Origin of the sequence: Variovorax sp. OK212 (assembly GCF_900112425.1) — a bacterium.
Classification (GTDB): domain Bacteria; phylum Pseudomonadota; class Gammaproteobacteria; order Burkholderiales; family Burkholderiaceae_C; genus Variovorax.
The window spans coordinates 29,371-53,722 of the sequence record NZ_FOLP01000024.1; the positions used below are offsets into that span (position 1 = coordinate 29,371).

Here is a 24,352-nt window from a genome sequence, read left to right on the forward strand (position 1 = left end):
AGCATTGAGACCCGCGACTGTCGGTGACAGTCACCTTGGTTGTCGTTCGCGTAGGAGGCCGCATTCAAGGCGGGGTCGAGCAATAACTCGGCTCAACTGCAAATAACGATACTTCGGATGAGGAGGATTAAATGTGGCATGACATCGAAGCCGAGGTTGACCTTCTTAACTTCGGCCTGGTCGCGAATGCAGCAGCGAATCTGATACGGGATGCCGGAGACACGCCGGTCACCATTGGTATTTCTGGCGGTTGGGGCGCCGGAAAATCGACTCTGGTAAAGCTTGTGCGAGCTCACTTGGAGGATAGCGCCAAGAAGGACGGGAGGCACTCCTCATACATTCTGATGGAGTTTAACGCTTGGCTCTATCAAGGCTACGAAGACGCACGTCAAGCGTTGCTCCAAGCGGTTTCCGACCGCATTGTCGAGGAAGCGACGAAGCGGAAGAGCTTTCTCGATAAGGCGAAGGACTTTGCTAAACGCGTCAAACTCCTCAAGGTTGGACGAGTTGTCATGCCTGTTGTTACGCACGTGGCCGTCGGAACTGTGGCAGCGGGGCCGCTCGGTGCCCTTTTCGGTGCCGTCAGTGGACTAGTGCAGGGCTTCAGCGATGAGGACAGGCGTGCGGAAGGACTGACGGCGGTCCAGGAGGCGTACGCAGAGCTCTCTCCAGAACTCAAAGATGTCATCGGCGAAAAGAAGGAATCGTCGCTGCCTAAGGAAATCGAAGGTCTGCGCAAAGCCTTCGCTGAGCTACTGGAGGAGCTGGAGGTCCACCTGGTTGTCTTCGTCGACGACCTTGACCGGTGCCTTCCGAATACTGCAATTGGAACACTGGAAGCGATGAGGCTTCTGCTGCACGTCAAGCGGACGGCTTTTCTAATTGCCGCCGACGAAAGCATGATTCGCGGCGCGGTCCGAGCCCACTTCAAGGGTGTAGACATTGAGGAAGGACTTGTCACCAGCTATTTCGACAAGCTTATACAGATTCCGCTCAGAGTCCCGAGGCTGGGAGTCAACGAAGTAAAGGCATATCTGGCGCTGCTTTTGACTGACCTTGCATCTAGGCAAGGCCGTCTTACGCCCGCTGTTCAATCACTGGGGCAGGACGCTGTACTAGAAAGGCTTAAGAAATCTTGGGAAAAGGGCATCTCGCGTGAGTTTCTGGATGAAGCATTTAAGCCAGAGAAGGCGAAAATTGCAAAAGAACTTGATATTGCCGACCAGTTAGCCCCCTTACTTGTGACATCGGCAGAGATTGCAGGCAACCCGCGGCTGATTAAGCGATTCCTCAACAATCTCATGATTCGACAGACCATCGCCAAGGCGATGAGCATGCCGCTGGCTCTCGAAGAACTCATCAAGGTTCAGCTTTTTGAACGGTGCGCATCGAGCGCGGCGTTTGAGTTCCTAACGAAATCGGTCGCGTCAAGTCCAGACGGAAAGGCTGTGTTCCTGCAAGTCCTCGAATCGGCCGCGCAGACGGCTGAAAAGTACGAGCCGCCGCACGCTTCGTGGACGGGCGACTTCTATGAGCAATGGGTCAAGCTGAACCCTCGGTTGGCGGACCAAGATTTGCGGCCAATACTGCACCTGAGTCGTGACCGGAGTTTGGGCCTGGCAGCCTATGACGAGTTGTCAGCCGAAGCGAAGCAGCTCCTAGAGGCGACCATGGAGGCGACCGATGTGTCCAAGCTTTTGGTCAAGAAGCTGACTTCGCTCGGCGAGGGAGACGTCTCGCGAATACTTAATCGCGCAATCCGAAAGGCCCGAGAAGACCGGTGGGAGGTCGAAGACATCATTCGATGCCTCAACTGCACGGATGCACATCCGCAACTGGGTCTTCAACTTGTACCGGCGCTTTCCGAGATTCCAGGTAATAGGCGCGACCTGGCACTCTTGCCTTTGCTCAAGAACCGCCCTTGGGCGCGAGCCTTACTGCAGCAGTGGGAGGATGACCCCGAAACCAGTGCGAAATCGCGCCAGTATCTTCTAAAGCAAAAAGGGAGGTAAGTGATGGGAACTTCTACTTCCAGCGCAGGACCTGGTAGCGGTGTAAGCCTGGACCCGCCTTGGTTGGATGACGTTATCGCGGAGATTGGCACTGGAAACACTGTTCCGCCAGGTGACGGGGAGCCGCCGGCTCCGCCAGCCGGTGCAACGGGAACTGCGCCGCCCGCGAGATACGGTGATGCGCGGCGAGAGCTTGGCAAGTACGCCAGGAATGGAGACACGCAGCATCTAGGAAATGCCATCGGGCACTACTCTCGCCGTGGAAGCGGTGGTGCAAGTGCGGCAGCCAGCCGAATGCGGGCCTCGACTCGTGCTGGGGCTGAGCTTTTCTCGTTTCTCAATTCCGTCAGCCAAGGTACATCTCCAGAGGCTCGTAAATGGATTGATGACTTGCGGGCAAGTAATCCTTCGGCCGAAGACGTGGTGGACGCCATTGTTCGCGAACTGGCACCTCCGGGCGGCAGCGCCGATGAGGAGTCCTTCCGCGATTCGATGGGCCTCGCCTTGTCCGAATTGGTGAAGGATGACCCGACCATCGACTTGTTGGGCATGAGCGTCGACGACACTTGGGAGCTGATGAAGGGCTATCTTGCAGCCGAGGCCGCCAATCGGCTTTGCTTCGACTTGGGTCCCATTTTCGAGAGTTCACAGATTGACCCTAAGACTGCTGTCATACGCGAACGAGAAATGCGACGCTTTATCAAGAACGAGATTGGAACGCATGTCGACATGCTTCGAGGCACCAGCTCAAATCCAACGCGTGGGCAGCTCGACTCCATTCTCCAAGAATCGCTGAAGATGACCTTCGAACTCTTTGAGGCAGACCTATGACAAAGGTTCTCTGCGCACCCAAAGACCTAATTCCAATACTGCGCGAACGTGGAACTAACTATGTTTCGATGTATGCCCATGACGGACTGCCAGACGTCAGCACGGTGGGCACGTCGCTCATTGATGACATCAAGCGTGCGGGCATTGCACCCAGCGCCAGGAGCTGGGATTTCTTATCCTTAGCACTCGCTGTCAATGCTGCTGACCATGCGGTGGAGCGCAATGTGTCTGCCGACGGCTGGACCAGGACCATCGAACTGGAGGTTGCCCTGTATGAGCCTGAACCATTTCAGCAGTTGACAGCCGAAATTCAACAAGCGCTACGCTTCCTGACTGGAGATTTCTGGCAGTTGCGCTTCGTCGAAGGCGGTTACCCCCCACCAAACCCTCGGCAGCGTGTAATTCATGATGCGGACTGCGTATCGCTTCTTTCCGGTGGGTTGGACAGCCTAATTGGCGCGCTCAACCTTGCGGCGCAAGGACGTTCCCCCATCTTCGTCTCGCATATCGCGAAGGGCGATTCGGATACCCAAGTGTTGTATGCACGAACTCTAGGAGGAGGAGAGCGCCATCTGCAGTGGAATCAGAACATCTGGTTAAAGCCGCAGCGTGACGGTGAAGGTTCGACGCGTGGCCGGTCCATTGTCTTCTTCGCGTTCGCAGCGTTAGCTGCAGACAGCCATGCGGACGGCACGGATGTCGAATCGGTCGAGGTCTTCGTGCCGGAGAATGGGCTTATCAGCTTGAACGTTCCACTGAACGCTGGGCGGGTGGGCAGCCTAAGCACAAAGACCACGCACCCGGTGTTCATGCAACGCCTGCAATCCATCTGGACTCAGCTGGGCATTCCCGCAAGCCTGCAGCTGCCCTACGCTGCGCAGACAAAAGGCGAGATGATGGCGACCTGCCTCGACCAAGAAGGCTTGGCGAACTTGGCAGGTAGGTCCACAAGTTGTGGACGGTACGCCGTATTCGGGTTAAGGCATTGTGGTCGTTGTGTGCCCTGCATGGTGAGACGGTCCGCCTTTCTGCGCTCTGGCATCGCGGACACCACAGCGACGTATGTCCACGCCGATTTGAAGGCTGCGCAACCTGACCGCCCTCCCAACGATGTGGCCGCGGTAGCAGCTGCTGTGCTCAAGGTTGAACAGGATGGCGTTCGCGCCTTGACAGCAGGGCAGTTTGCTTTTGCTGCGCCAACTCGTCGAACAGATTTCGAAGGTGTCGTAGAACGCGGACTGAAGGAGCTGGGCGTGCTACTACGACAACACCGTGTCCTGTGATTGACTTCCACTCCCACCTTGACCTGTACCCAAACGGTTTGGAGCTGGCACGCGAAGTCAACATACGCAACGAATTCACCCTCGTCGTCACCACAAGTCCTCGCGCTTACCACGCTACATCACGGGTTTTCGCCGGGCTACAAAACATCAAGGTAGGACTGGGACTGCATCCGGAGGTGGCTGAACCTAAGGCGACCGAAGTTGATGCGCTGGTCGGTGGCGTGACGAGTGTGCGCTTTATCGGAGAGATTGGGCTTGACGGCTCTCCGCGATTCCGTAAGACCATGGACCTGCAAGAGCGAATCTTTCAAGCCGTCCTTGATGAATGCAAACGTCAAGGTGGAAGAATCATCAGCATCCATTCGAGGGGCGCTGCATCGCGCGTTATCGAGTTGATTGCGAGGGCTGGCGCATTGGGATTTCCAGTTCTGCATTGGTTCTCTGGTGGACTGGCCGAGCTCCAAGCGGCGGCACGACTTGGTTGCTGGTTCAGCGTCGGTCCGGCGATGCTTGCTAGCGAAAAGGGGCGCGCGCTGGCGGCGAGGATGCCCTTGAACCGAGTGCTTCCTGAAACCGATGGCCCTTTTGCCATGCATAGGGGAGAAGTCCTTAAACCCTGGGATGCCTGGAGCGTGTGCGGCATTCTGGCCGACCTTTGGGCCGTGCCTATTACTGATGTTGAACAGCAGTTTCGCAGCAACCTTGAGCAGTTGCTATTTAATCGGTCTTGACGCGATGGGACCGGGTATGGGTTGACCGAAGTTCGGTTGTCAGCATTCGGTCAATGGCGTATGGGGGCCCGGCTACCGACGGTGTACGTCGGCTCAGGGTCCGTTCTCGACGGTTGCGCGAACGGCAACGGTCGGCGGCGGATTCAACCGGTCGATGCAACACATTCGCTGAACATTTCAGCAGGTGTATGGAAGCCGAGCGTTTTGTCAGAGGCAGCAAACGCCTTGAGCCAATTAGGCCGAGCCCCCGAGCCAGGACTCGTTGGTCGATATAGGCGCTCCGGAAAATTCGATTTTGAGGTATTCGATATGGACATTCGTTCTGAGCGTTTGGCCTTTTGGTTCTTGCGGCTCAATGGCTTCCTTACCATTCCAAACTTCATCGTCCATCCCGAAGGGCCTCGCTTAGATGGCGCATTTCCGCAGCAGACGGACGTCGATGTACTTGGAGTTCGCTTCCCGTTTCGAGCCGAGAATCGTGCCCGCCCGATGGGCGACTTCGCGCTCTTTTTAGGCGAGCAGCGACGGCCAATGGTCGTGCTGTCGGAGGTCAAGACCGGTCGATGTGGCCTTAATGGGCCTTGGACCGACCCTAAGCGCGAGAACATGGAGAAGGTTCTGCATGCGGGAGGCTTTCGACCGGCGGAACAGGTCGATGACATCGCGCAGTCGCTCTATCGCTCCGGCATCTGGCAGGATGATGAACTCGTCATCCGTATCCTGTGCTTTGGCGCGGAGCATAACGCTGGAATCGGACGAAGCCATCCGGAGGTTCATCAGCTGCTTTGGCAGCAAGACGTGCTGCCATTTGTCTATCAACGCTTTTTCGAGTACAGGCTCGAGAAGCAGATGCACCACCAATGGGACGATGATGTCAAGGAGCTCTTTGCTCACGTGAGGCAGTCTTCGAACGAAGCAGACTTTCTGCGCTCGGTGAGTGTCGCCGAACGAACGTGACCTGCCTGTCTTTGACGGCGTCAAGGGAAAGCGACACTCTGGGAACGCAAGCGCGTGGCGACGGGTGAACCAGCGGGGACGCGATGATGGAAGAGACGGCATGGGAAAAGGCAGCTTCGTCAGACGGAACAACGCCGTCAGAGCGGGCGCTCGCCAGCCTCGCGCGCAAAGCGTTCCTGACCCTATGGAGCTATCCGAACGTCTTTACAGACGAGGGACGGGCCAACGGCAAAGGGGATGGCAAGGAGCTCTGCGACCTGTTGGTGGTCTTCGGCAACGACGTGCTGCTGTTCTCAGACAAGGACTGTGCCTACCAAAGTAACGTAAACGTGACGGTCGCCTGGCCGCGGTGGTACCGAAGCGCAATCGACAAATCGGCGAAGCAACTCGCTGGAGCTGAGAAGTTCATTCAGACATTCCCGAAGCGGGTCTTCTTGGACAAGGCATGTCAGTCACCGCTGCCCATCGAACTCCCCGACGCCAGTGTGGCTCGCTACTACCTCATCGCGGTGACAAGAGGGTCGCACTTCCCCGCGCGGCAGTTCTTCGGTGGCGGAAGCTCAGGCAGCGTCATGCTGCTCAACCACTTGGTGGGCAAGGCTGCTCATGCGCGAATGCCATTCCACGTTGGCTTCCCCCTGGAGAACCGGCGCTTTGTCCACGTCCTTGACGAGATGACGGTTGACCTGCTGCTCGAGGAGTTGGACACGGTGCCCGACTTGGTCGGGTACCTGGAGAAGAAAGAAGAGTTCATGCAGCAGCCGGGGGTCATCGTCTCTGTACCTGGGGAGGAGGACTTACTCGCTCGATACATGTCCACGATGCGCGACGAGGAGCACGCGTTCCCCAAGACACCGAAGGGCGTCAACTTCGTAGCTCTTCCCGAGGGCGACTGGGAGGTGTACCGAGCAAGTCCCCAATGGAAGGCGAAGCAGAGTGCGAATGAAATCAGCTACATGTGGGATGCGCTCATAGAACATCAGAGTGGGTTCATCCGGTCGGGCAAAGCCATCACTGTCCCCTGGCTGCCGGCCTTGGACGGCGCCAATCACGAGCGCATCGTTCGCGCCCTCGCAGGCCAACCTCGCCTCGCCCGGCGCAGCCTGTCTACTGACCTTCACGTCGCGATGCACCGCAGCGACCCGGGCCGCATGTTCGCCCGCATCAAAATGACCGGCCGTCCACCCAACCAAGCCTTTGTTTTCCTCACCATCCCGAGGACCGAAGGAGAGGATTACGACACAATATATCGGCACCGGCGGATGCACGCCCTCATGGTCTACAGCCACGCTGTCAAATACGGAATGCCGACGCTGAAGGAGAGCATCGGGGTGGCCAGTGAGCCGTTCTCAGAGGGACTGGCATCCCAGGATTTCATCCACGTCGACCTGTCTGAAGTGTCGGACGAGGAACTCAAGGGATGGCGCGAACAAGCGGACGAACTCGACATCCTGCGACGCAATACTGAGGTGAAGTTATCTCGGCACACCGAGCCCGAGTTTCCTGCCTCGTTTCGATTCGTCGAGTCTCCACCAACCTACCTTGGCGAGGGCTACATTCCAATGAACAGGGCCGCTAGGCGCAAAGCGGACAAAGAGGCGCGACGAGAACGGAAGAAGCCACGCTAGCCGGGCCTTTGGGGGGGTGCGGCTGGTTGGCTGCGGCGAGCAAGTAGCGCGCGGTACCAGTTCAGTCGCCCCGATACATTTTTTGGCATTCCTAAGTATCCGGGCGCGGACTCCAAGCCAAGACCCGATTCGAGAAGACCATCCTTTGAACCTTGCCCGCGCAAGCACCACTGCAACGTTGGCTGAAGCCATAGAAAAATACCTGTTGAATCCTCTCCAGGCCCTGCATGCTCGAACCAGCAAGCCGAGTCAATACGGGGAGGTGGTGCCTTTCGAATGGCCGGTTACGCCTGAATTTCCGAAGACGCTCACCGCCATTAGTCACGACACTAAGATTGGCTATGTCGAATCAGTGTCCGTCAACAAGGTCCGCGCTACCTGCACGGTCGGCCATGTGGCCACGACCAGGAACGTATGGACCACGCTGAAGCCAGGCGCGCCGCGGGGAAGCCGAGTCATCGAATTTGAACGGCACTGGTTGTGACCTTTTGCCACGAAGTTGCACGGCGATACGGCGTCTCGACCTTCATCTTCGACGAGAGCAAGGTCGATAGCGAATTCGCGGACTATGCAGCTTTTTTTAAGTCGCTCGGCGCGCTGCCCATCGAGTGGAAAAAGACTTCGGGCCAACCGGACCTAACGAAGCCCCGAGTATGGCGACTGGAAGTCTCTAGTCTGCCCCAAGTCTAGCCCGCGGGACCTCGGTGCGGTTTTACCTATCTCAGCTGGGTGAGGAGGGATGCATGGCAGGTCTAATGACCGCTTTCTCGAGTCTCGAACTTCCACAACGGCGACGAAGCCGAAGTCGCTTTCGAATTTCTGCTTTCGCAAACCTTGAAGGACGCATTCGGGCCAAGGCTGTGTGAAAACTCTGCGGAGTCATCTTTTCAAGGGTCTTTGACCCCCCTTGGCACGTCCAAAAAAACGCAGCCTGGGCCCATTTGAGAGGTCGACTTCCGGAGTGATGGCGACCGGATTGAGTTTTCACACAGCCTCGGCCCCAAGCACAAGTAGTCGACCCTCTATACCAGACGCTCAACGCCAGAACTAGGCCTCGTCCGCGGGGATGGAATGCTCGCCCCAGCCGCTAAATCGAATCACTCGTTTAGTGACACGTCGACCCTCACCGCTGGCTCCTAAGGAGATTGCCTCGCCGTCCGCCTTCAGACCGGCGTGACCTTTGCCAGAGCCGTCGTAATACTCCTCGATAACAACTTCATGTGACGCAGCAATGCGCTCTGCGATGGCAAGTTCCTGAGCTACGCGTGCTTGGTGGGCCTGGAACTCCATGACAATTTTCTGCTTCTTGGCTTCTTCTTCAAGGGTTGCCAACCCCTTGGATTCGGCAGCCTTGACTTCATCCTGAGAAGATGAGAGGGCCGAATATGCAGCCTTCATATAGCCGGGAACAAATAAATCTAATGCAACTTTCCCGGCAATAGAAGCAATCATTGCAGTATCCACCAATTGGAGTCTCCTTAATAGGGCTTACGCCTTAGATAAATCGCGCCACGGCATAGCTTGGGCTCGAGTGAAATTCCGTTCGCACGGATTGAGGTTGTAGGTCTGCTAAGGCCGCGTGCTGCTTTGGGTGGGCGGCTCACAGCAACACGCATATCAAACGGGCAGCACGTCTATGCCAATCGCCTTGTACCGCGCCAACGGGTCTTTGCCGTCCCAGTCAGATGGCATGGATTTCCTAAGTCTGAACTCCGTAAGCTTTTGGTCCTCGTCCTTGGTGACCAGTGCCATCGCTGAGTGTTCATACGCAAGCTTCACCAAGACGTCTACATCGGCAATGCGTTCCCGTAGAACTCGCTGAACCAGAAGCGATAGAGGGATGCAGTGGTCAGCAATGACCGGCCCTCCAACTTGCAGGAACGGTCTAGCCTGAACTGACGCATACGAAACGTGGAAGGCATTGCCTCGTATACCTTCAATGTTAATTGTCTTGTGGGCCGCAGCGCGCAACATCTCCCGGACAACATGCGTCATCGCACTGTTCTGCGGAAAGTCCCTCACCATTGCAGCTACGATGGCGCAGCGGTCGTGAGCGCCTTGGACAGCCGATATTCTCATAACTACATCCTGAAAGTATCGCTAAGCTGTGCCGCCTAGGCCGAGGTACGCCTAACTGTAGCTACGTCGGCACTGCTTGCAAGGGCGAGCCAGCGGAAAGGTCGAAAGCAGTGACGCACTTCTGGTATTGGACACATTTTTCCCGGCTCCTCAACACTATGGAGATGGCACGATGCACACACGTCCTTGGGCGAATTCTGAGGCGGGGCCGAACGTCCGAAGTTGGCCGGAACTTGTCTTGCGCGTCTCGGCTGTCGCTAGCATTTTTATTTGTTCGAGGTTGCGGAGACGAGTCGATGGCCGAGGTGCGACAGTCGGAAGTTCGAACTCGGGTTGTTGACCCGAAAGCCAGCGTATCCGGTATCCAGCCCTCGCATAGTGTTCTGCCAAGAATCGAGCACACAACCGTATCGAGCCAGAGTCTGCAGAGAAATTTGGGCGTCCTCGACGCTGGCGTCAACAACGGCCGCAAGTGCCTCCGCGTTGAGCGTGGCGCCGTTGTGAATCCCATAAACCGCATCCAAGTCCGGACGCGAGAGTGCTTGCGGCAATCGAACGTCCAGCGATTGTAGGCCGCGCAGGATTTCAACGTAGACCTTCTTCAACTCGAGAGGTCGCGTCGGGTCGGCAGCATTCGCAAGCAGTCCAGCCCAGAGTTCCTGCACCTCGTCTTCGCCTTCGAGAGATGCTCCCTCGAGCAGTGGAAGGGCAAATTGAGGGGGCAGCGGGGTAGCCTTTCCGGCAGTCCTTCGTTCCGAGGCAATGCGACTGAACTTGTCCATGACCTCAAGAAGGTTCTTGTAGCGGTAGCAGCGAGCCCAGTCGGAAACGATACCTCCAAGCTGCTCCAGAGAATCGCCAAGAAGGTGCCTGAGCGCGCCACCCGCGGAGGCAACCATGTCGATACCTTTGCCGGTAGCTTTCGCGACTTCCTGAACTGCCTTTGCCTCTTCGTCGAGCATCGAATCTCCTCAATGCGTCCTGATTGATGGTCGCAGTGCGCAAGTCTAGCGCTCGTTGACAGCACGGCAGCCACGTCGGAAGCGTCCGCAATCTGAGAACTGGAGGTGAGGGCTGCAGTTCCGCCTGTGGCCGTACTCCGACTTCCCTGCGATTCGTCACTTGCGGCCGGAGTACCGTGCTTTCCGCCAGTCCAAGTAGCCTGGGCTGTACTACTCAACCCTATCAAGATGAACGGAGAAATAAGCGCCATCTGCAACGTCTTGCGCTCCTTGATGAGTCGCGAGCTCCGCCACTTCTCGAAGCGTCCGCGTTGATGCTAGCCTCTCTATGAACCCTCTCGCAACAGAGCACGCGCTTGCTTCGTCCATTCCGAAGTGCTGGGTCAGCTGGCGCGCTGATGAACGCAAGCTCGTCTCAATGACCACTTCAACGTGTGTGTCGGCTTCAGAAAGACGCATCCGTGCCGATAAGCTCTGCAGGGCACGTTGCCACGAGGAGCAGCGCAGCAACTTTTTCGGGCGCCGCGCCCGTCGTTACGAGGGGATAGGGTGAGTTCGGAGAATTTCTCAACAATTCAGACAGCCATGTCGTTCGCCGGGTTTTGCTTGGGGGCGATGGCACTCGTGATTGCGCTCAGGAAGGATGCGCATCACATCCGATTGGAGCTGACTCCAGTTAAATACGGCGGTGTTGTACTCGGAGTTAACAACGACAGCTCATGTGAGGTGGGCATCATCGCTGTTGGTCACTTTGGGGTCAGCGGCCGGGTCGCTTGGGTGGAAATGGCGGCCGACCATGTGACGAACAAATTCGTCCACTATCCGATGCGTGTGGCCCCGCGCTCACTGCGCGCGGTGCTATTGGTTGCGCCACGGGATGTGCCGTACTTCGATACCCCCCACGGGTACTGCATTCAACTCGAGACGGGACGGCTATATGTCCTGCGTCATGGTGCACCGCTGTTCGTTTCGCTGCGTATGCATATGACATCATTAGTTTCGCGACTTACCCGCGGGGCTTGGTGCCCCGGTATCGGAAGGCGTCCGCGCCTGCCGACGCAAACATAGACAGTCGAGGGAACACACCTTCTGTCAAGGTCATGCCTACCCGACCTCGACACCGCCTGCAAATTGCGAGAAGGGCCGGGCCAGGGTGAGCGCTGACCTGCTTAACGGACGTTGAATAGGATTTCGCGTTCGAGGTTTCCGTTCGCGCCGCAGCTTACCGACTCCCGGGAGCAGCATGCGGGTAGGTTGCGGTGGAGTTCGAGTCGAAGTTGACAGACTTGGGTGTCGGTCGCCGTCCGACAATTGACATCGCGAACTGTCACATCCCGCTCAACGTTCGGCCCTGCGGTTCGCGGGCTTGATACAGCGGAGGCGCTCATCTTAGAGGCAGCCAGCGGCTGCTCTGCCATTGATATTACCAGCCGATTGCCAGCCGCGTATGCGAGGCGCACCAGCGTGAGTAGCGCTGCCCCCTCGTCCAACCTCGCAGCTTCAATGCCGTCGATGCCTGTCGTGCTGTCATCTGCCCAACTTGCGCACCGGCGTCCTTCAGTTGCTCGACAAACGCGCCAATTGAGCGCAGCAGCGCATAGTGCTTGACACCGAACTTGACATCAGGGTCGCATAGCAAAGAGCGCTCAAACGAAGCTGTCGATTCGTGCATGGTCGCCCTTAGTTTTGGAATTCACGGGTTCACCATTCCGTAGCTCGAGGGCGTAAAAATTACCTTGGTGGCGGTAGCCTGAGATACTCCCGCGGTACCGTGGCCGTCAGCCAGACGCCGTTCTCAGCCTGCTGGAATCGATAGCTGTCTCTGTTCATCGCGTAGCTGTCAACAATAAGAACCACGGCCGCACCACGACTGCTCCGACGCAGCCGCCACTTTATTCGTTGCGGACAGATGCACCGCATAGTGCGTTATAGGCTGCATCCCCTCTTGGCGAATCGTGGCGGTGTGTTTGCGAACAGTCCCGCGGTACAGCACGGGCGGGGGTCGCCATCCAAGCCTCCAGAACGTCTGCCAACAGCGTTGCCCCTTCCTTGTTCTCTAGCCTGACAAACTCCACGAGTGGGGGGCAGTGGCCAGTGTGGCACCGGAAGGTCAGTGAACGGCTAAAACAAGTCCGCTAAACGGCTGACCATGAAACACCAAAATCAACCCAGCCCCACCGCGGCCCTCGCACAAATCCGCGTCACCGTCGAGACCCTTGACCACAAAGGCAGGGTTCAACGGAGGATTGCCCTGCGCAACGACTTTCCCGCGTGGGCACAAGAGCGGGCCATCGAACTGTGCCTAAAGACAACCTCGACCACGGCTGGAAATCTTCTCTCCCGAGCGCTTCCCGTCCTGCAAGTCGGAAGAGGTGCTGAGGTCGTGGAGCTTGACCCGCTTGACTACAGCGGCATGACCTGCGAGCGGCTTACCCCTCAAGACCAACTCCAACGGATTTTCACGAGCCCTCTTGGCATAGAGCTCTCGCAGCGCGCAACAAAGCTTGGCGTCAAAGCACTTAACGTTGATGACGAGTCCCCGGAGGCGTACCTAGCGCTGATTGCAGAGATGTTTGCGACATGGAAGCGCCTGGTTCGCGCTTCTGACGCAGCCTCGCTACCTGGTCGGCGTTAAGCCCCCCTGCTCGAGCATCTGTGGCCCCATTGGGAGACTGCGGCTGTCCTCTCAGGTTCAGGGAGGCCCAGCGACAGCAATGACTGACACCGCGTGCAAACACGTACTCAGAGAATCGTCGAGCCCTGCGCGTTTGGAGGACATGCTCGCCGAGCTTCGTGAGCACGATTTGTACGTCAGGAATTTCGGACCACCATTAGCAGCAGCGCTGTGACGACGCTGCCGCCAGCGACTATCAGCCTCGGCAACCACTGCATGAGCCATCTACGGTGCGAGGATTCGTCAACGAATCGGACGAGCTTGCACATCATCTGTTCCTCGTCACCGAGAGCGCAGACTTCGAGCCGTGACTGCGAAGAAATGCGATGTAGCGTGGCGGTACCGCTTCGACGAGCCACACCCCATTTGTTGACAGCTGGAACAACACCCCGTCTGCATGCAAGGCGTAGCTGTCAACAATAAGTACCACGGCCGCACCGCGACGTCCCCCGACGGCGACCGCTGCTTCTTTCGTTGCAGACAGATGCACCGCATGGCGCGTCATTGGCCTCAGCCCCTCTCGGCGAATCGAGGCGATGTGCTGGCGAACGGTGCCGTGGTACAGCACAGGGGGAGGCACCATCGTGCGCAGTTCGAGGTCGACAGGGACGGAATGACCTTGAGCCGAGCGAATGCGCAGGCCATCCGTCGAAATCGTGAAACGCTTTTTGTCGTTGGTCTCAACAATCTCGAGCAGCTCGTCGACATTGAGGTCGTGCCCGTGGCCGCCGGCGCCCGCGAGCAGGTCGCTGACTTGGCACCAGCCCTCGCCGTCCAGGCGCACGCCCCAAACTTCGGGTCTGTGCCGCAGGACGCGAGCAATCATCCGTGATTTGGGAACAAGCTCAGGCCGCATTGCTGGCCCCGCCGCTAATCAGCGCAAGCTTTGCCCTCAGCTCAGCGAGCACGCCGGGTTCGCTGATGCCGAATTCCTGGTGCGTCTTGATGAGGCTGTCCCGGCACCACTCCGGCCAATCCGAGTCGTCATCATCTACAGCTACCCAGTTGCGCGGCTGCCGTTGAAGGACATCTGCCCAAACCTGCATCCCCCGTGGCGTCGCCGCAAAAGCACGTCGGTTCATGCCGTGCTCATATGTGGCGCCGATGACCCGCTCTCGTAGTGAGGCCGGCAAAGGTTTCAGAGATGCCTCAAGCCCGTACCTTAGAACCCACGTTGTGGAAAGCACGATGCGGATTGCAGGGTAGGGTTGCAGAACTGCTGCCAGCAGCTCCGCGTGCTGAAACAATGTGAAGCTGCCGGCAGCCTTGATGAACGGTCCTTGTGTCGGGTCCCACCACACGTTCTCGTGATGTAACGCTCCGTCATAGTCCAGGAAAAGCAACAACTCGTCTCGCCCGCGGACTGCGTCTGCTGCCGGACGTGCCGTCATTCTCGGGCCCCTTTCGGCATACACCACCATGCCGGGAATGCCTCAGCCGTCAGGTGCATGTCCGCGGCACTAGGGTAGTGACGCAGCAGCATCCGCCCGTAGTTCTGGAGTGACTCAGGCGACTCGTGGCTCATGAGGCCTGCGGCGAGAGCTACGAGGAATTTCCTGGTCTCAAGCACAGCGCGAGTGCGTTCATCGGGCACGGTCATACGACCCCCGAAATCGCTTCTCTGCGCAGCTCGAACGCGGTGCGTAGCAGGGCATATTCCGCGTCGGTCAGGCCGACTGACTCGGTGCAGAGCACTATGAACGGAAGATTCTCCGGAGGCTGGCCTATGTCAAGTCCGGTGCCAGAGCGGTAGTCGTCTAAAACCACCCAGTTGTTGGCCTCCAGATGGGTGTCCAGCCATGCCTTGATTTCAGTCCAACGGAGCTGTCGCCTCGGGCCCTTCGGTGTGGACATGTCTGGATGAAGGTTTGCGTCGACGAAGTCGAGCGCGCTTAGCTGCAGCATCCTCCGCAGGAGGTGGTCTTCCATAAGCCACCACCAATCTGAGGAAATCACATACAGGGGCTCAAATTCGTCGTGGATTGCCCGCAGCAAGGCGACCGCATCTGGAAGCAGGAGCGTCTGCCAGAGGTCAGGGGGGGCGCCGCGCGAAGCATCCGGCTCTGCCAAGCCCGGTGCTGCAAACGCCTGAGCGACGTCATAGCCCCCATACGGCGCGCTCAGGCACAGGACGTCATCGATGTCCAGGAAAAGGACCGTGCGATGAGGAGCGGCCAGTCTGACGGCAAGGGTGTTTTTGCTCTCGAACATTGCGTCCCCCGAGGCGGCTGCACCGACTAGGCCCGCTCGGTCTGGGAGGGGCCGATGCAGGGCGACAAGCGGGGCACTTTGAGCCCTGGTGCCATGGGCTTGAACGTCAGCCTCATCATCGCGAATCCCCTTTGAAGCAAGGAATGAGTCACCATAGTTGGTCAGGTGATAGATGTCAACAGAGTAGAAGCATGCATCTCTGTCGGGCGGATTTTGTGCTTGGAGAACGTCGGGCGACTCGACCTAACAGTTATATAGAAATCGTCCTTCGTGTAAACGGAAAATCCTCAATCTTGTTTAGAGACGTTTAGACCGCGTGAAGGTTCAACGCTATAGCTTTTGAGATTTCCTTGGGAGATGATGTTTAGATGACTAAGCACCTCAAACAGCCGCACGTCCGTGAGGTCCTTGCTTGGAATGTCCAAAGCATCCGGCTGGAACTCGGACTTTCCCAAGAAAAGCTCGGCGAACTAGCTGGTTTTCACCGGACGTACGTGAGTCAAGTGGAACGGCGTGTGACTAACATCACTGCGGACAATCTTCAGCGCCTTGCAGACGTGCTTTCGGTGCCAGTGGCCCGTCTTTTTCAGCTGCCACCGAGCGACTTGCGGAAGACGTGACGTCAGTGGTTGAGCCCCGGTGGAGGGATTCCTTGACGCTGAACGAGAACGTGGGCGGACAGCTGGCGGCGGCTGGTCGCCGGTAAAGGCACCTCGCTAAGTAAAGAGGGAGCGACGACCTCCGGTTGCCGACGGCGGCTGTAGGCAATCGCACCGGGGCAGCCGAGATTGCCCGCATGGACGGCGAAACCCTGGCGAAACGGCCTGGGAACAAGACTCTTTGTCCTTTTCGGCCGGTTTTGGGCGCCGGCGACCTTGGCGGGAACAAGACTCTTTGTGCCTGATGTCAAAGGTCAAGACTCTTTGTCGCGGGCCAAGACAGCTTTGTAGCTAAGCAGACCGCGCCGGCTGGGACGTGTTCCGCGCCACCGGTGTCGCCCACCTGATGTCGATCTCCGGTCTGCACATCACGATGTTCGCCTGGCTCGCCACCCACGTCGTCGGGTGGCTCTGGCGGCGCAGCACGCGGCTCATGCTGCGCGTGCCCGCGCAACAGGCCGCGCTGGCCGGCGGCGTGCTGCTGGCCGCGCTCTACGCCCTTTTCAGCGGTTGGGGCGTGCCTTCGCAGCGCACGGTATGGATGCTCGCGGCCGTCGCCTTGCTGCGCCTCACCGGCCGGCGCTGGCCCTGGCCGCACGTGTGGCTGCTGACCGCGGCCGTGGTGGTGGCGGCCGACCCGTGGGCGCTGATGCAGGCCGGGTTCTGGCTCAGCTTCGTGGCGGTGGGCGTGCTGTTCGCCACCGATGCCTCCGTGCCGGGCGAGAAGAGGTCGGGCATGTCCGGCGCATCGTGGCGCCTCTGGCAGTTCTTTCGCGAGCAATGGGTCATCACGCTTGCCATCACGCCGTTGAGCCTGCTGCTGTTCCAGCAGGTCTCGCTCGTGGGCCTGCTGGCCAATGCCGTCGCCATTCCGTGGGTCACGCTGGTCATCACGCCGCTGGCCATGCTCGGGATGGCGGTGGCGCCGCTGTGGGACCTGGCCGCGCGCGCCGTGCAGTGGCTCACGGTGCTGCTGCAATGGCTGGCGGCCTGGCCGTACGCCACGCTGTCGATGGCCGCGCCGCCCTGGTGGATGGCGGCTTCCGGCGTGGCGGGTGGCGCGCTGCTCGCCATGCGGCTGCCGTGGTCGGTGCGCGGGCTCGGCGTGCCGCTGCTGTTGCCGGTGCTGCTGTGGCAGCCGCCGCGGCCCGCGGTGGGCGAGTTCGAACTGCTCGGGGCCGACATCGGTCAGGGCAATGCCGTGCTGGTGCGCACCGCCTCGCACAGCCTGCTGTACGACACCGGCCCGCGCTACAACCTCGAGAGCGACGCCGGCCACCGCGTGCTGGTGCCGCTGCTGCGTGCCCTCGGCGAGCGGCTCGACCTGCTGGTGCTGAGCCACCGCGACACCGACCACACCGGCGGTGCGCCCGCCGTGCTCGCGATGCAGCCGCAGGCCGCGCTGCTGAGCTCCATCGAGACCTCGCACCCGCTGCAGGCCGTGCGCCCGGCGCGGCGCTGCGAAGCGGGGCAGCGCTGGAGCTGGGACGGCGTGCACTTCGAGGTGCTCCACCCGTTCGATGCCGACTACCGCAACCTCACCAAGCCCAACGCGGTGTCGTGCGTGCTGCGCATCGGCAACGGCCGCGCGACGGCGCTGCTGGCCGGCGACATCGAGCGGCTGCAGGAGGCCGCGCTGGTCGCGCGCGTGCCCGGCGCGTTGCGCGCCGACCTGCTGCTGGTGCCCCACCACGGCAGCAAGACCTCGTCGGGCGACGCCTTCCTCGATGCGGTCGGCCCGCGCATTGCGCTGGTTCAGGCCGGCTATCGCAACCGCTTCGGTCATCCCACGGCCGAGGTGCTGGCGCGTTATGCGGCGCGCGGCGTGCGGGTGGCCGACAGCCCGCGCTGCGGCGCCGCGCACTGGCGCAGCACCGCACCCGGCGAACTGGGCTGCGAGCGCGAGCGCCAAGCGCGCTACTGGCAGCACCGCGTGCCCTGAAGCGCGCCGCGGTGCCCGGCACCGGGTTTCGGGTTTTCCCTTGAAAAGTTTCGCTGGCGGCAACTTTATTGCGTTTGCTTGACCCGGGCCTGCGCCGGTTCTCCAATGGCTCTGCAATCACGGTTCCGAAGATTGAAACAACGAAGAGACAAGCCGATGACCGCCCGACCTCGTTCCGTTGCCTCCGTGCTGACCCACAGCGCCACCGAGCCGACCTCGTCGGTCGAGCGGGCCTGCCGCATCCTGCGTGCGCTCTCCGACCCCGGCGTCACGCGCCTCACCGACATCGCCCTGGCCACCGGCCTCGACAAGACCACCGTGCTGCGGGTGGTCGAGGTGCTGATGCGCGACGGCTTCGTGGTGCGCGACGCGCAGACCAAGCACTACAGCCTGGGCGCCGAGCTGCTGGTGCTCGGCGCGGCGGCGCTGGCGCGCTTCGACCCGCGGCCGCTGGTGCGCCCCAGCCTGCTGCGCCTCACGGGCACCTTCGAAGACAGCGTGATCCTCTCGATTCCGAGCGGCATCGAGTCGCTGTGCGTCGATGTGGAAGAGGGCCGCTTCCCGATCCGTGCCAACTACCTTTCCGTGGGCAGCCGCCGGCCGCTGGGCGCGGGTGCCGGCAGCCTCGCGTTGCTCGCGTGGATGCCCGACGCCGAGCGGCAGGCCGCATTGGCCGTGATCGCGCCGCAGCTGCAGCAGCGCTACCCGCGCATCACCATCGACTTGCTCGAGACCCGTGCGCGCGAAGCCCGCGAGCGCGGCTACGCGGTGCTGCTCGACGTGGTGGTCGAGCGCATGGGCGGCATTGCCGCGCCCATCCTCGGCGCCGACGGCCGCCCCGTAGCCGCCATCAGCATCGCCGCGCTCAACGACCGCATCACCTCGCGCGAGGCCGAACTGGCCAAGGCGCTCAAGCGCGAGTGCGCCACCTGCGAGGTGCTGTGGAGCGGTGCCGCGCACCAGAGCGCACTGGCCACGCGGACGACACGAACCACGCGGACCACCCGCACGACTGCCGCCGGTGGCCGCCGCAGCCCGGTGCACTGAGCATGAGCCTGCCAACCGCTCACCTCGTCGGCGCCGGCAACACCGCCTTCGGCCGCCATGAAGGCCAGGGCGCGCTCGACCTCATGGCCGGCGCCGCGCAGCAGGCGCTCGACTCGGCCGGCCTGCGCCGCGCCGACATCGACGGCGTGCTGTGCGGCTACGCGACCACGCTGCCGCACCTGATGATCTCCACGCTCTTCTGCGAGCGCTTTTCGCTGCGGCCGGCCTGCGCGCACAGCCTGCAGCTCGGCGGCGCCACCGGCGGCGCCATGCTGATGCTGGCGCGCGACCTGGTGCGCGCCGGGCGTTGCCGCAACGTGCTGGTGGTGGCCGGCGAGAACCGGCTCAGCGGCCAGTCGCGCGACAGCGCCATCCAGACCCTGGCGCAGGTGGGCGACGCCGACTTCGAGGTGCCCAACGGCGCCTCGGTGCCGGCCTACTACGGCCTGCTGGCCTCGCGCTACCTGCACGAGACCGGCACGCGAGAGGCCGACCTGGCCGAGCTTGCCGTGCTGATGCGCGCCAACGCGGCAGGCCACCCCGACGCGCACCTGCGTGCGCCGATCTCGGTGAGCGACGTGCTCGCCTCCAAGCCCATTGCCGCGCCGCTCAAGTTGCTCGACTGCTGCCCCATCTCCGACGGCGCCATGGCGCTGGTGGTGTCGTCGTCTTCGCGCGGGGAGGCCGGCGTGGCGATGGCCGGCGCCGGCCAGGCGCACCGCCACCAGCACCTGAGCGCGATGGCCGACGTCATGCAGTGCGGCGCGGCCGAAGCCGCGCAGCGCGCCTTCGCCGAGGCCGGGCTGGGCGTGGACGACATCGACTGCCTGGGCATCTACGACTCGTTCACCATCACCCTGGCCATGCTGCTCGAGGAGATCGGCTTCGCACCGCGCGGCGGCGCCGCGCAGCGCGTGCGCAACGGCGACTTCCACCCCGACGGCCCGTTGCCGCTCAACACGCACGGCGGCCTGCTGTCCTTCGGCCACTGCGGCGTGGCGGGCGGCATGGCGCACACGGTCGAGGCCTTCCGCCAGATGACGGGGCAGGCCGGCAGCCGGCAGCTGCGGCGTCCGCGCCATGCGTTCGTGCACGCGGACGGCGGCGTGATGTCCTCGCACGTGAGCCTGGTGCTGTCGAATGGAGCTGCCGCATGAACGCGCTCGCAGCCCCCTTCGTCGAAGGCCTCGCGCGGCACGAGTTGCGCTACCAGCGGTGCACCGGTTGCGGCCATGCGCAGACGCTGGCGCGCTACGCCTGCGCCGCCTGCGGCAGCACGCGGCTCGAATGGAAAGCCGCTGCCGGCATGGCCACCGTGCACGCGGTCACCGTGGTGGCACGCGCGCCTTCCGACGAGTTCCGCGCGCTCGCGCCGTACACGCTGGTGCTGGTCACGCTCGACGAGGGCCCGCGCCTCATGGCCCATGCCGCGCCCGGCGTGCGCATCGGCGAGCGCGTGTCGGCGGGCTTCTTCGCGCACGCGGGCCATGTGCTGGTGCGCTTCACGCCAGAGGCCGAGCCGGCGCCGGACTGAGCGGCCACCGCGCGCGCCCGACACGACATCACAACCACAAGCAGGAGACAACCGCATGCATTCGTTCCGATCCTTCGTCCGGCGGCAGTTGCTGGGTGTTCTGGGCGGGCTGGGCGGCCTGGGCGCCGCCCTGTGCCTCGCCGCCGCGCCCCTGGCCCATGCGCAGGGCTACCCGAACAAGCCCGTCAAGCTGGTGGTGCCGTACCCGCCGGGCGGGCCCACCGACATCGTGGCGCGCGTGGTGGCGCAGAAGCTGTCGGAGCAGACCGGCCAGCAGTTCATCGTCGACAACCGCCCCGGCGCGGGCGGCAACACCGGCGCCGAGCTGGTGGCGCGCAGCGCGCCCGACGGCTACACGCTGCTGATCGCCACCACCGCGCATGCGATCAACCCCTCGCTCTTCAAGAACCTGGGCTACAAGCTCACCAAGGACCTGGCGCCGGTGTCGCTGCTCACCAGCGGCCCGCTCGTGATCGTCGCCAACCCCGAGCTGCCCGCGAAGAATGTGGCCGAGCTCATCGCGCTGGCCAAGGCCAGGCCGGGGCAGCTGAACTTCGCCTCGTCGGGCAACGGCCAGTCGACGCACCTCGCGGCCGAGCTGTTCGCCTCGATGGCGGGCGTGAAGATGACGCACATCCCCTACAAGGGCAGCGCGCCGGCGCTCACCGACGTCATGGGCGGGCAGGCGCAGCTGATGTTCGACACCATGCTCTCGGCCATGCCGCACGTGAAGGGCGGCAAGCTCAAGGCGCTGGCCGTCACCAGCGGCAAGCGGTCGCCCGCCGCGCCCGACCTGCCGACCGTGGCCGAGTCGGGCCTGCCGGGCTACGAGGCCATCGCCTGGAACGGCCTGCTCGCGCCCGCCGGCACGCCGCCCGAAGCCATCGCGCGGCTCAGTGCCGAGCTGAAGAAGGCGCTCGCCTTGCCCGAGGTGAAGGACAAGTTCGAGGCACAGGGCTTCGCCGCCGCCTGGAACACGCCCGAGGCCTTCGGCGGCTTCATGAACGCCGAGGTCGAGAAGTGGGCGCAGGTGGTGAAGGTGTCGGGCGCGACGGTGGACTGAGCCGATGATCGATCCCGCACGCCTGAAGGCCTGGGCCTTCGCCGACATCTCCCACAGCTACACGGCCGACGACAGCATGCGCTACGCGCTCGCGCTGGGCCTGGGCCGCGACCCGACCGACGCGGCGCAGCTGAAGTTCGTCGACGACACCGCTACTGGCATGCCGCTGGCCCTGCCGACGCTGGCCGTGGTGCTGGGCTTTCCGGGCTCCTGGATGCAGGACCCGGCCACCGGCATCGACTTTGCGCAGATCGTGCACGGCGAAGAGAAAGTGGTGTGGCACCGCCCGCTGCCGGCGGCGGGCACGGTGGTGGCGCGCCACCGCGTGACGCGCATCGTCGACAAGGGGCCGGGCCGCGGCGCCACCGTCACCTACGACAAGGAGCTGTTCGACGCCGCGAGCGGCCAGGCGCTGGCCACGGTGACGCACACCACCTTCGCGCGCGGCAACGGCGGCTTCGCCACCGAGGCCGCGCCGGGCGACGCCGCGCCCGAGGCGCCGGCGCCCGTGCCGCAGCGTGCGCCCGACATCGTGGTCGACATTCCGACGCTGCCGCAGCAGGCCTTGCTCTACCGCCTGTGCGCCGACCGCAACCCGCTGCATTCCGACCCCGGCACGGCACGCGCCGCGGGCTTCGAGCGGCCGATTCTTCATGGCCTGTGCACCTGGGGCATGGCCGGGCACGCGGTGCTGGCGCATGCCTGCGGCAACGAGCCCGCGCGGCTTCGCAGCCTGTTCGCGCGCTTTTCCGCGCCGGTGTTCCCGGGCGAGACCCTGCGCATCGAGATGCACCGCGAAGGGCCGCACGACCTGCATTTCAGGGCCCGCGTGCCCGCGCGCGACCGCACCGTGCTCGACCACGGCCATGCGCGCATCGACGCCTGATTCAACCGAGGACAAGACCATGAAAAAGCTCGACATCGAAGATCGCGGCACCGGCGTCACGCGCCGCCATTGCCTGCTGGTTGCAGGCGCGGCCGCCGCCGGCCCGCTGGCGTTGCCCGCCTTCGGGCAGCAGCCCTATCCGAACCACCCGGTGCGCTTCGTGGTGCCGTTCCCGGCCGGCGGCCCGGTCGACACCACCGGGCGCGCGGTGGCGCAGAAGCTGTCCGAGCTCTGGGGGCAGCAGGCCATCGTCGACAACCGCGCGGGCGCGGGCGGCATCGTCGGCGCGGAGAACCTCGCGCGCTCGCCGGCCGACGGCTACAACGTGCTGGTGTGCAGCATCCACCACTCGGTGCTGCCGAGCCTGAGGCCCAAGCTCTCCTACGACATCGAGCGCGACTTCGTGCCGCTGAGCTTCGGCGCGATGTTCCCGGTGGTGCTGGTGGCGCACCCGTCGGTGCCCGCGCGCACCGTGGCCGAACTCATTGCGCTCGACAGGAAGTCGCCCGGCAAGCTGAGCTTCGGCTCGGCCGGCAACGGCGGCGGCACCCACCTGGCGGGCGAGCTCTTCAACATGCAGGCCGGCACCAGGCTGCTGCACGTGCCCTACAAGGGCAGCGCGCCCGCCATGAGCGACCTGCTCGGCTGCCAGGTGCAGCTGATGTTCGCCGACGCGCCCACCGCGCTGCCGCAGATCAAGGGCGGCAAGGTGCGCGCCATCGCGGTGGCGAGCGTGCGCCGCTCGGTGCTGCTGCCCGACGTGCCGACGGTGGCCGAGTCGGGCGTGCCGGGGCTGTCGGGCTACGAGGCCTATTCGTGGGCGGCTTTCATGGCGCCGGCCGGCACGCCGAAGGACATCGTGCACAAGCTCAGTGCCGACATCGGCCGCGCGCTGAACGACCCGCAGGTCAAGCAGCGGCTGTTCGAGGTTGGCGCCGAGGCCGCGCCGGGCACGCCCGAGGCCTTTGCGAAGACGCTGCACACCGAGATCGCCAAGTGGACCCAGGTGGTGCGCACCGCCAACATCCAGGTGGACTGAGCATGAGCACAGGCATGCAGGAACCACCCGTCGCCGCGCGCCTGCTGTCGCGGCGCGAAGGCGCCGTGCTGGTGCTGACGCTGAGCAACCCGGCCGCGCGCAACGCGATGCACCCGTCGCTCTACCGCACCGCCACCGCCTTGCTGCGCGAGGCGGCGAACGACAGGACGGTTCGCGCCATCGTGCTGACCGGCGAGGGCGGGCACTTCTGCGGCGGCGGCGACGTCAAGCGGCTGGCCGACCAGCGCCAGCGTCCGCGCGAGGAGCAGCTCGGCCACCTCGATGCGCTGCACGACTGGGTGATGGCCATGCACGACGCGCCGCAGCCGGTGATTGCCGCGGTCGAAGGCGCGGCGGCCGGCGGCGGCTTCTCGGTCTGCCTGGGCTGCGACCTCATCGTGGCGGCCGAGGACGCGAAGTTCGTCATGTCGTATGTGAGGCTGGCGCTGTCGCCCGACGGCGGCGGCAGCGATTCGCTGGCCCGCGCGCTGCCGCCGCAGGCCGCGCTGGAACTGCTGCTCGAAGGCGGCGTGTGCAGTGCGAGCCGGCTGCAAGGCTGGGGCGTGGTGAACCGCGTCGTGCCGCACGGCGAGGCCTTTGCCACTGCGCTGGCCTGGGCGCGGCAACTGGCCGCCGGCCCCTTCGATGCGCAGGCGCGCATCAAGCAGCTGGTGCATGCCGCGCGCGGGCGCTCGCGCCGCGCGCAGCTCGACGCGGAGCGCGATGCCTTCGTGGAGAGCCTCTACAGCGACGAATGCGGCGCGGGGCTGGAGGCCTTCCTGTCCGCGCGCGGCCGCGCCAGAACCTGATGAAC

General features: G+C 62.6%; 23 protein-coding genes and 1 pseudogene. 16 read left to right on the top strand and 8 right to left on the bottom strand.

Annotation, left to right across the window (positions count from 1 at the left end):
• The first annotated feature begins 131 nt into the window (after positions 1-131).
• The 7 genes from BM004_RS35265 to BM004_RS41030 all read left to right on the top strand — a co-directional run bounded on the left by BM004_RS35265 (position 132) and on the right by BM004_RS41030 (position 7,926).
• Positions 132-2,012 carry a KAP family P-loop NTPase fold protein gene (locus BM004_RS35265; RefSeq protein ID WP_093220673.1) on the top strand — a complete coding sequence of 627 codons (1,881 nt, stop codon included), beginning with the start codon at positions 132-134 and terminating at the stop codon, positions 2,010-2,012.
• Positions 2,013-2,015: 3 nt separating this feature from the next.
• Positions 2,016-2,843: a Qat anti-phage system associated protein QatB gene (gene qatB / locus BM004_RS42440; protein WP_093220761.1), complete on the top strand. Its 828-nt coding sequence runs from the start codon at positions 2,016-2,018 to the stop codon at positions 2,841-2,843.
• Positions 2,840-4,126, top strand: coding sequence for a Qat anti-phage system QueC-like protein QatC (gene qatC / locus BM004_RS35275; protein WP_093220676.1), 1,287 nt, complete (start codon positions 2,840-2,842; stop codon positions 4,124-4,126). The genes qatB and qatC overlap by 4 nt, the downstream gene beginning before the upstream one ends.
• Positions 4,123-4,857 carry a Qat anti-phage system TatD family nuclease QatD gene (gene qatD / locus BM004_RS35280; protein WP_093220679.1) on the top strand — a complete coding sequence of 245 codons (735 nt, stop codon included), beginning with the start codon at positions 4,123-4,125 and terminating at the stop codon, positions 4,855-4,857. The genes qatC and qatD overlap by 4 nt, the downstream gene beginning before the upstream one ends.
• A 309-nt stretch (positions 4,858-5,166) precedes the next feature.
• A complete protein-coding gene (locus tag BM004_RS35285) occupies positions 5,167-5,814 on the top strand; it encodes a hypothetical protein (RefSeq protein ID WP_143072611.1) in 648 nt (215 codons plus the stop codon).
• An 83-nt stretch (positions 5,815-5,897) separates the two neighbouring features.
• Positions 5,898-7,442 (top strand): hypothetical protein, encoded by a 1,545-nt coding sequence (locus tag BM004_RS35290; protein ID WP_093220685.1) that lies wholly within the window; start codon positions 5,898-5,900, stop codon positions 7,440-7,442.
• Positions 7,443-7,587: 145 nt separating this feature from the next.
• On the top strand, positions 7,588-7,926 hold the full coding sequence (locus tag BM004_RS41030; protein ID WP_143072612.1) for a hypothetical protein: 339 nt from the start codon (positions 7,588-7,590) through the stop codon (positions 7,924-7,926).
• A 563-nt stretch (positions 7,927-8,489) separates the two neighbouring features.
• Here BM004_RS41030 and BM004_RS41035 read toward each other — a convergent pair.
• The 8 genes from BM004_RS41035 to BM004_RS35320 form a co-directional block, all read right to left on the bottom strand.
• Positions 8,490-8,909, bottom strand: a complete 420-nt coding sequence (locus BM004_RS41035; protein WP_143072613.1) for a hypothetical protein — start codon at positions 8,907-8,909, stop codon at positions 8,490-8,492.
• A gap of 150 nt (positions 8,910-9,059) precedes the next feature.
• Complete coding sequence (locus BM004_RS35295) at positions 9,060-9,437, bottom strand: hypothetical protein (RefSeq protein ID WP_143072614.1); 378 nt, start codon at positions 9,435-9,437, stop codon at positions 9,060-9,062.
• A 350-nt stretch (positions 9,438-9,787) separates the two neighbouring features.
• Entirely contained in the window at positions 9,788-10,483 is a 696-nt protein-coding gene (locus tag BM004_RS35300) for an Abi-alpha family protein (protein WP_093220690.1), read from the bottom strand.
• 1,423 nt (positions 10,484-11,906) lie between these two features.
• Positions 11,907-12,155 carry a hypothetical protein gene (locus BM004_RS41040; protein WP_143072615.1) on the bottom strand — a complete coding sequence of 83 codons (249 nt, stop codon included), beginning with the start codon at positions 12,153-12,155 and terminating at the stop codon, positions 11,907-11,909.
• Between the two features lie 1,270 nt (positions 12,156-13,425).
• Positions 13,426-14,013: an RNA 2'-phosphotransferase gene (locus tag BM004_RS35305; RefSeq protein ID WP_093220692.1), complete on the bottom strand. Its 588-nt coding sequence runs from the start codon at positions 14,011-14,013 to the stop codon at positions 13,426-13,428.
• Positions 14,003-14,548: an HAD domain-containing protein gene (locus tag BM004_RS35310; protein ID WP_093220694.1), complete on the bottom strand. Its 546-nt coding sequence runs from the start codon at positions 14,546-14,548 to the stop codon at positions 14,003-14,005. Before BM004_RS35310 ends, BM004_RS35305 begins: the two co-directional genes overlap by 11 nt.
• Positions 14,545-14,757 (bottom strand): BPSL0761 family protein, encoded by a 213-nt coding sequence (locus BM004_RS42540; protein WP_093220696.1) that lies wholly within the window; start codon positions 14,755-14,757, stop codon positions 14,545-14,547. The genes BM004_RS35310 and BM004_RS42540 overlap by 4 nt, the downstream gene beginning before the upstream one ends.
• Positions 14,754-15,368 (bottom strand): HAD domain-containing protein, encoded by a 615-nt coding sequence (locus BM004_RS35320; RefSeq protein WP_093220699.1) that lies wholly within the window; start codon positions 15,366-15,368, stop codon positions 14,754-14,756. The genes BM004_RS42540 and BM004_RS35320 overlap by 4 nt, the downstream gene beginning before the upstream one ends.
• Before the next feature lie 368 nt (positions 15,369-15,736).
• Between BM004_RS35320 and BM004_RS35325 the strand changes: the two genes are divergently transcribed.
• The 9 genes and pseudogenes from BM004_RS35325 to BM004_RS35365 all read left to right on the top strand — a co-directional run bounded on the left by BM004_RS35325 (position 15,737) and on the right by BM004_RS35365 (position 24,347).
• Positions 15,737-15,988 (top strand): helix-turn-helix domain-containing protein, encoded by a 252-nt coding sequence (locus BM004_RS35325; RefSeq protein ID WP_093220701.1) that lies wholly within the window; start codon positions 15,737-15,739, stop codon positions 15,986-15,988.
• A 337-nt stretch (positions 15,989-16,325) separates the two neighbouring features.
• Positions 16,326-17,969 (top strand): annotated as a pseudogene (locus BM004_RS35330) (DNA internalization-related competence protein ComEC/Rec2); the annotation flags it as partial.
• A 156-nt stretch (positions 17,970-18,125) separates the two neighbouring features.
• Entirely contained in the window at positions 18,126-19,016 is an 891-nt protein-coding gene (locus BM004_RS35335; RefSeq protein WP_256220196.1) for an IclR family transcriptional regulator, read from the top strand.
• A gap of 2 nt (positions 19,017-19,018) precedes the next feature.
• Entirely contained in the window at positions 19,019-20,173 is a 1,155-nt protein-coding gene (locus tag BM004_RS35340) for a thiolase family protein (protein WP_093220704.1), read from the top strand.
• On the top strand, positions 20,170-20,550 hold the full coding sequence (locus BM004_RS35345) for a Zn-ribbon domain-containing OB-fold protein (RefSeq protein WP_093135482.1): 381 nt from the start codon (positions 20,170-20,172) through the stop codon (positions 20,548-20,550). The genes BM004_RS35340 and BM004_RS35345 overlap by 4 nt, the downstream gene beginning before the upstream one ends.
• A gap of 55 nt (positions 20,551-20,605) precedes the next feature.
• On the top strand, positions 20,606-21,613 hold the full coding sequence (locus BM004_RS35350; RefSeq protein WP_093220707.1) for a tripartite tricarboxylate transporter substrate binding protein: 1,008 nt from the start codon (positions 20,606-20,608) through the stop codon (positions 21,611-21,613).
• Between the two features lie 4 nt (positions 21,614-21,617).
• A complete protein-coding gene (locus tag BM004_RS35355; protein ID WP_093220709.1) occupies positions 21,618-22,499 on the top strand; it encodes a MaoC/PaaZ C-terminal domain-containing protein in 882 nt (293 codons plus the stop codon).
• A 19-nt stretch (positions 22,500-22,518) separates the two neighbouring features.
• Positions 22,519-23,538: a tripartite tricarboxylate transporter substrate binding protein gene (locus BM004_RS35360; RefSeq protein WP_093220713.1), complete on the top strand. Its 1,020-nt coding sequence runs from the start codon at positions 22,519-22,521 to the stop codon at positions 23,536-23,538.
• Positions 23,539-23,540: 2 nt separating this feature from the next.
• Complete coding sequence (locus BM004_RS35365; RefSeq protein ID WP_093220715.1) at positions 23,541-24,347, top strand: oxepin-CoA hydrolase, alternative type; 807 nt, start codon at positions 23,541-23,543, stop codon at positions 24,345-24,347.
• The last annotated feature ends 5 nt before the right edge of the window (positions 24,348-24,352 follow it).

Bases quoted from the DNA above. Each gene is read 5' to 3' on its own strand.
- BM004_RS35265 (WP_093220673.1), top strand. From the start codon at position 132: ATGTGGCATGACATCGAAGCCGAGGTTGACCTTCTTAACTTCGGCCTG.
- qatB (WP_093220761.1), top strand. From the start codon at position 2,016: ATGGGAACTTCTACTTCCAGCGCAGGACCTGGTAGCGGTGTAAGCCTG.
- qatC (WP_093220676.1), top strand. From the start codon at position 2,840: ATGACAAAGGTTCTCTGCGCACCCAAAGACCTAATTCCAATACTGCGC.
- BM004_RS35285 (WP_143072611.1), top strand. From the start codon at position 5,167: ATGGACATTCGTTCTGAGCGTTTGGCCTTTTGGTTCTTGCGGCTCAAT.
- BM004_RS35290 (WP_093220685.1), top strand. From the start codon at position 5,898: ATGATGGAAGAGACGGCATGGGAAAAGGCAGCTTCGTCAGACGGAACA.
- BM004_RS35295 (WP_143072614.1), bottom strand. From the start codon at position 9,437: ATGACGCATGTTGTCCGGGAGATGTTGCGCGCTGCGGCCCACAAGACA.
- BM004_RS35300 (WP_093220690.1), bottom strand. From the start codon at position 10,483: ATGCTCGACGAAGAGGCAAAGGCAGTTCAGGAAGTCGCGAAAGCTACC.
- BM004_RS41040 (WP_143072615.1), bottom strand. From the start codon at position 12,155: ATGCACGAATCGACAGCTTCGTTTGAGCGCTCTTTGCTATGCGACCCT.
- BM004_RS35305 (WP_093220692.1), bottom strand. From the start codon at position 14,013: ATGCGGCCTGAGCTTGTTCCCAAATCACGGATGATTGCTCGCGTCCTG.
- BM004_RS35310 (WP_093220694.1), bottom strand. From the start codon at position 14,548: ATGACGGCACGTCCGGCAGCAGACGCAGTCCGCGGGCGAGACGAGTTG.
- BM004_RS42540 (WP_093220696.1), bottom strand. From the start codon at position 14,757: ATGACCGTGCCCGATGAACGCACTCGCGCTGTGCTTGAGACCAGGAAA.
- BM004_RS35320 (WP_093220699.1), bottom strand. From the start codon at position 15,368: ATGTTCGAGAGCAAAAACACCCTTGCCGTCAGACTGGCCGCTCCTCAT.
- BM004_RS35325 (WP_093220701.1), top strand. From the start codon at position 15,737: ATGACTAAGCACCTCAAACAGCCGCACGTCCGTGAGGTCCTTGCTTGG.
- BM004_RS35335 (WP_256220196.1), top strand. From the start codon at position 18,126: ATGACCGCCCGACCTCGTTCCGTTGCCTCCGTGCTGACCCACAGCGCC.
- BM004_RS35340 (WP_093220704.1), top strand. From the start codon at position 19,019: ATGAGCCTGCCAACCGCTCACCTCGTCGGCGCCGGCAACACCGCCTTC.
- BM004_RS35345 (WP_093135482.1), top strand. From the start codon at position 20,170: ATGAACGCGCTCGCAGCCCCCTTCGTCGAAGGCCTCGCGCGGCACGAG.
- BM004_RS35350 (WP_093220707.1), top strand. From the start codon at position 20,606: ATGCATTCGTTCCGATCCTTCGTCCGGCGGCAGTTGCTGGGTGTTCTG.
- BM004_RS35355 (WP_093220709.1), top strand. From the start codon at position 21,618: ATGATCGATCCCGCACGCCTGAAGGCCTGGGCCTTCGCCGACATCTCC.
- BM004_RS35360 (WP_093220713.1), top strand. From the start codon at position 22,519: ATGAAAAAGCTCGACATCGAAGATCGCGGCACCGGCGTCACGCGCCGC.
- BM004_RS35365 (WP_093220715.1), top strand. From the start codon at position 23,541: ATGAGCACAGGCATGCAGGAACCACCCGTCGCCGCGCGCCTGCTGTCG.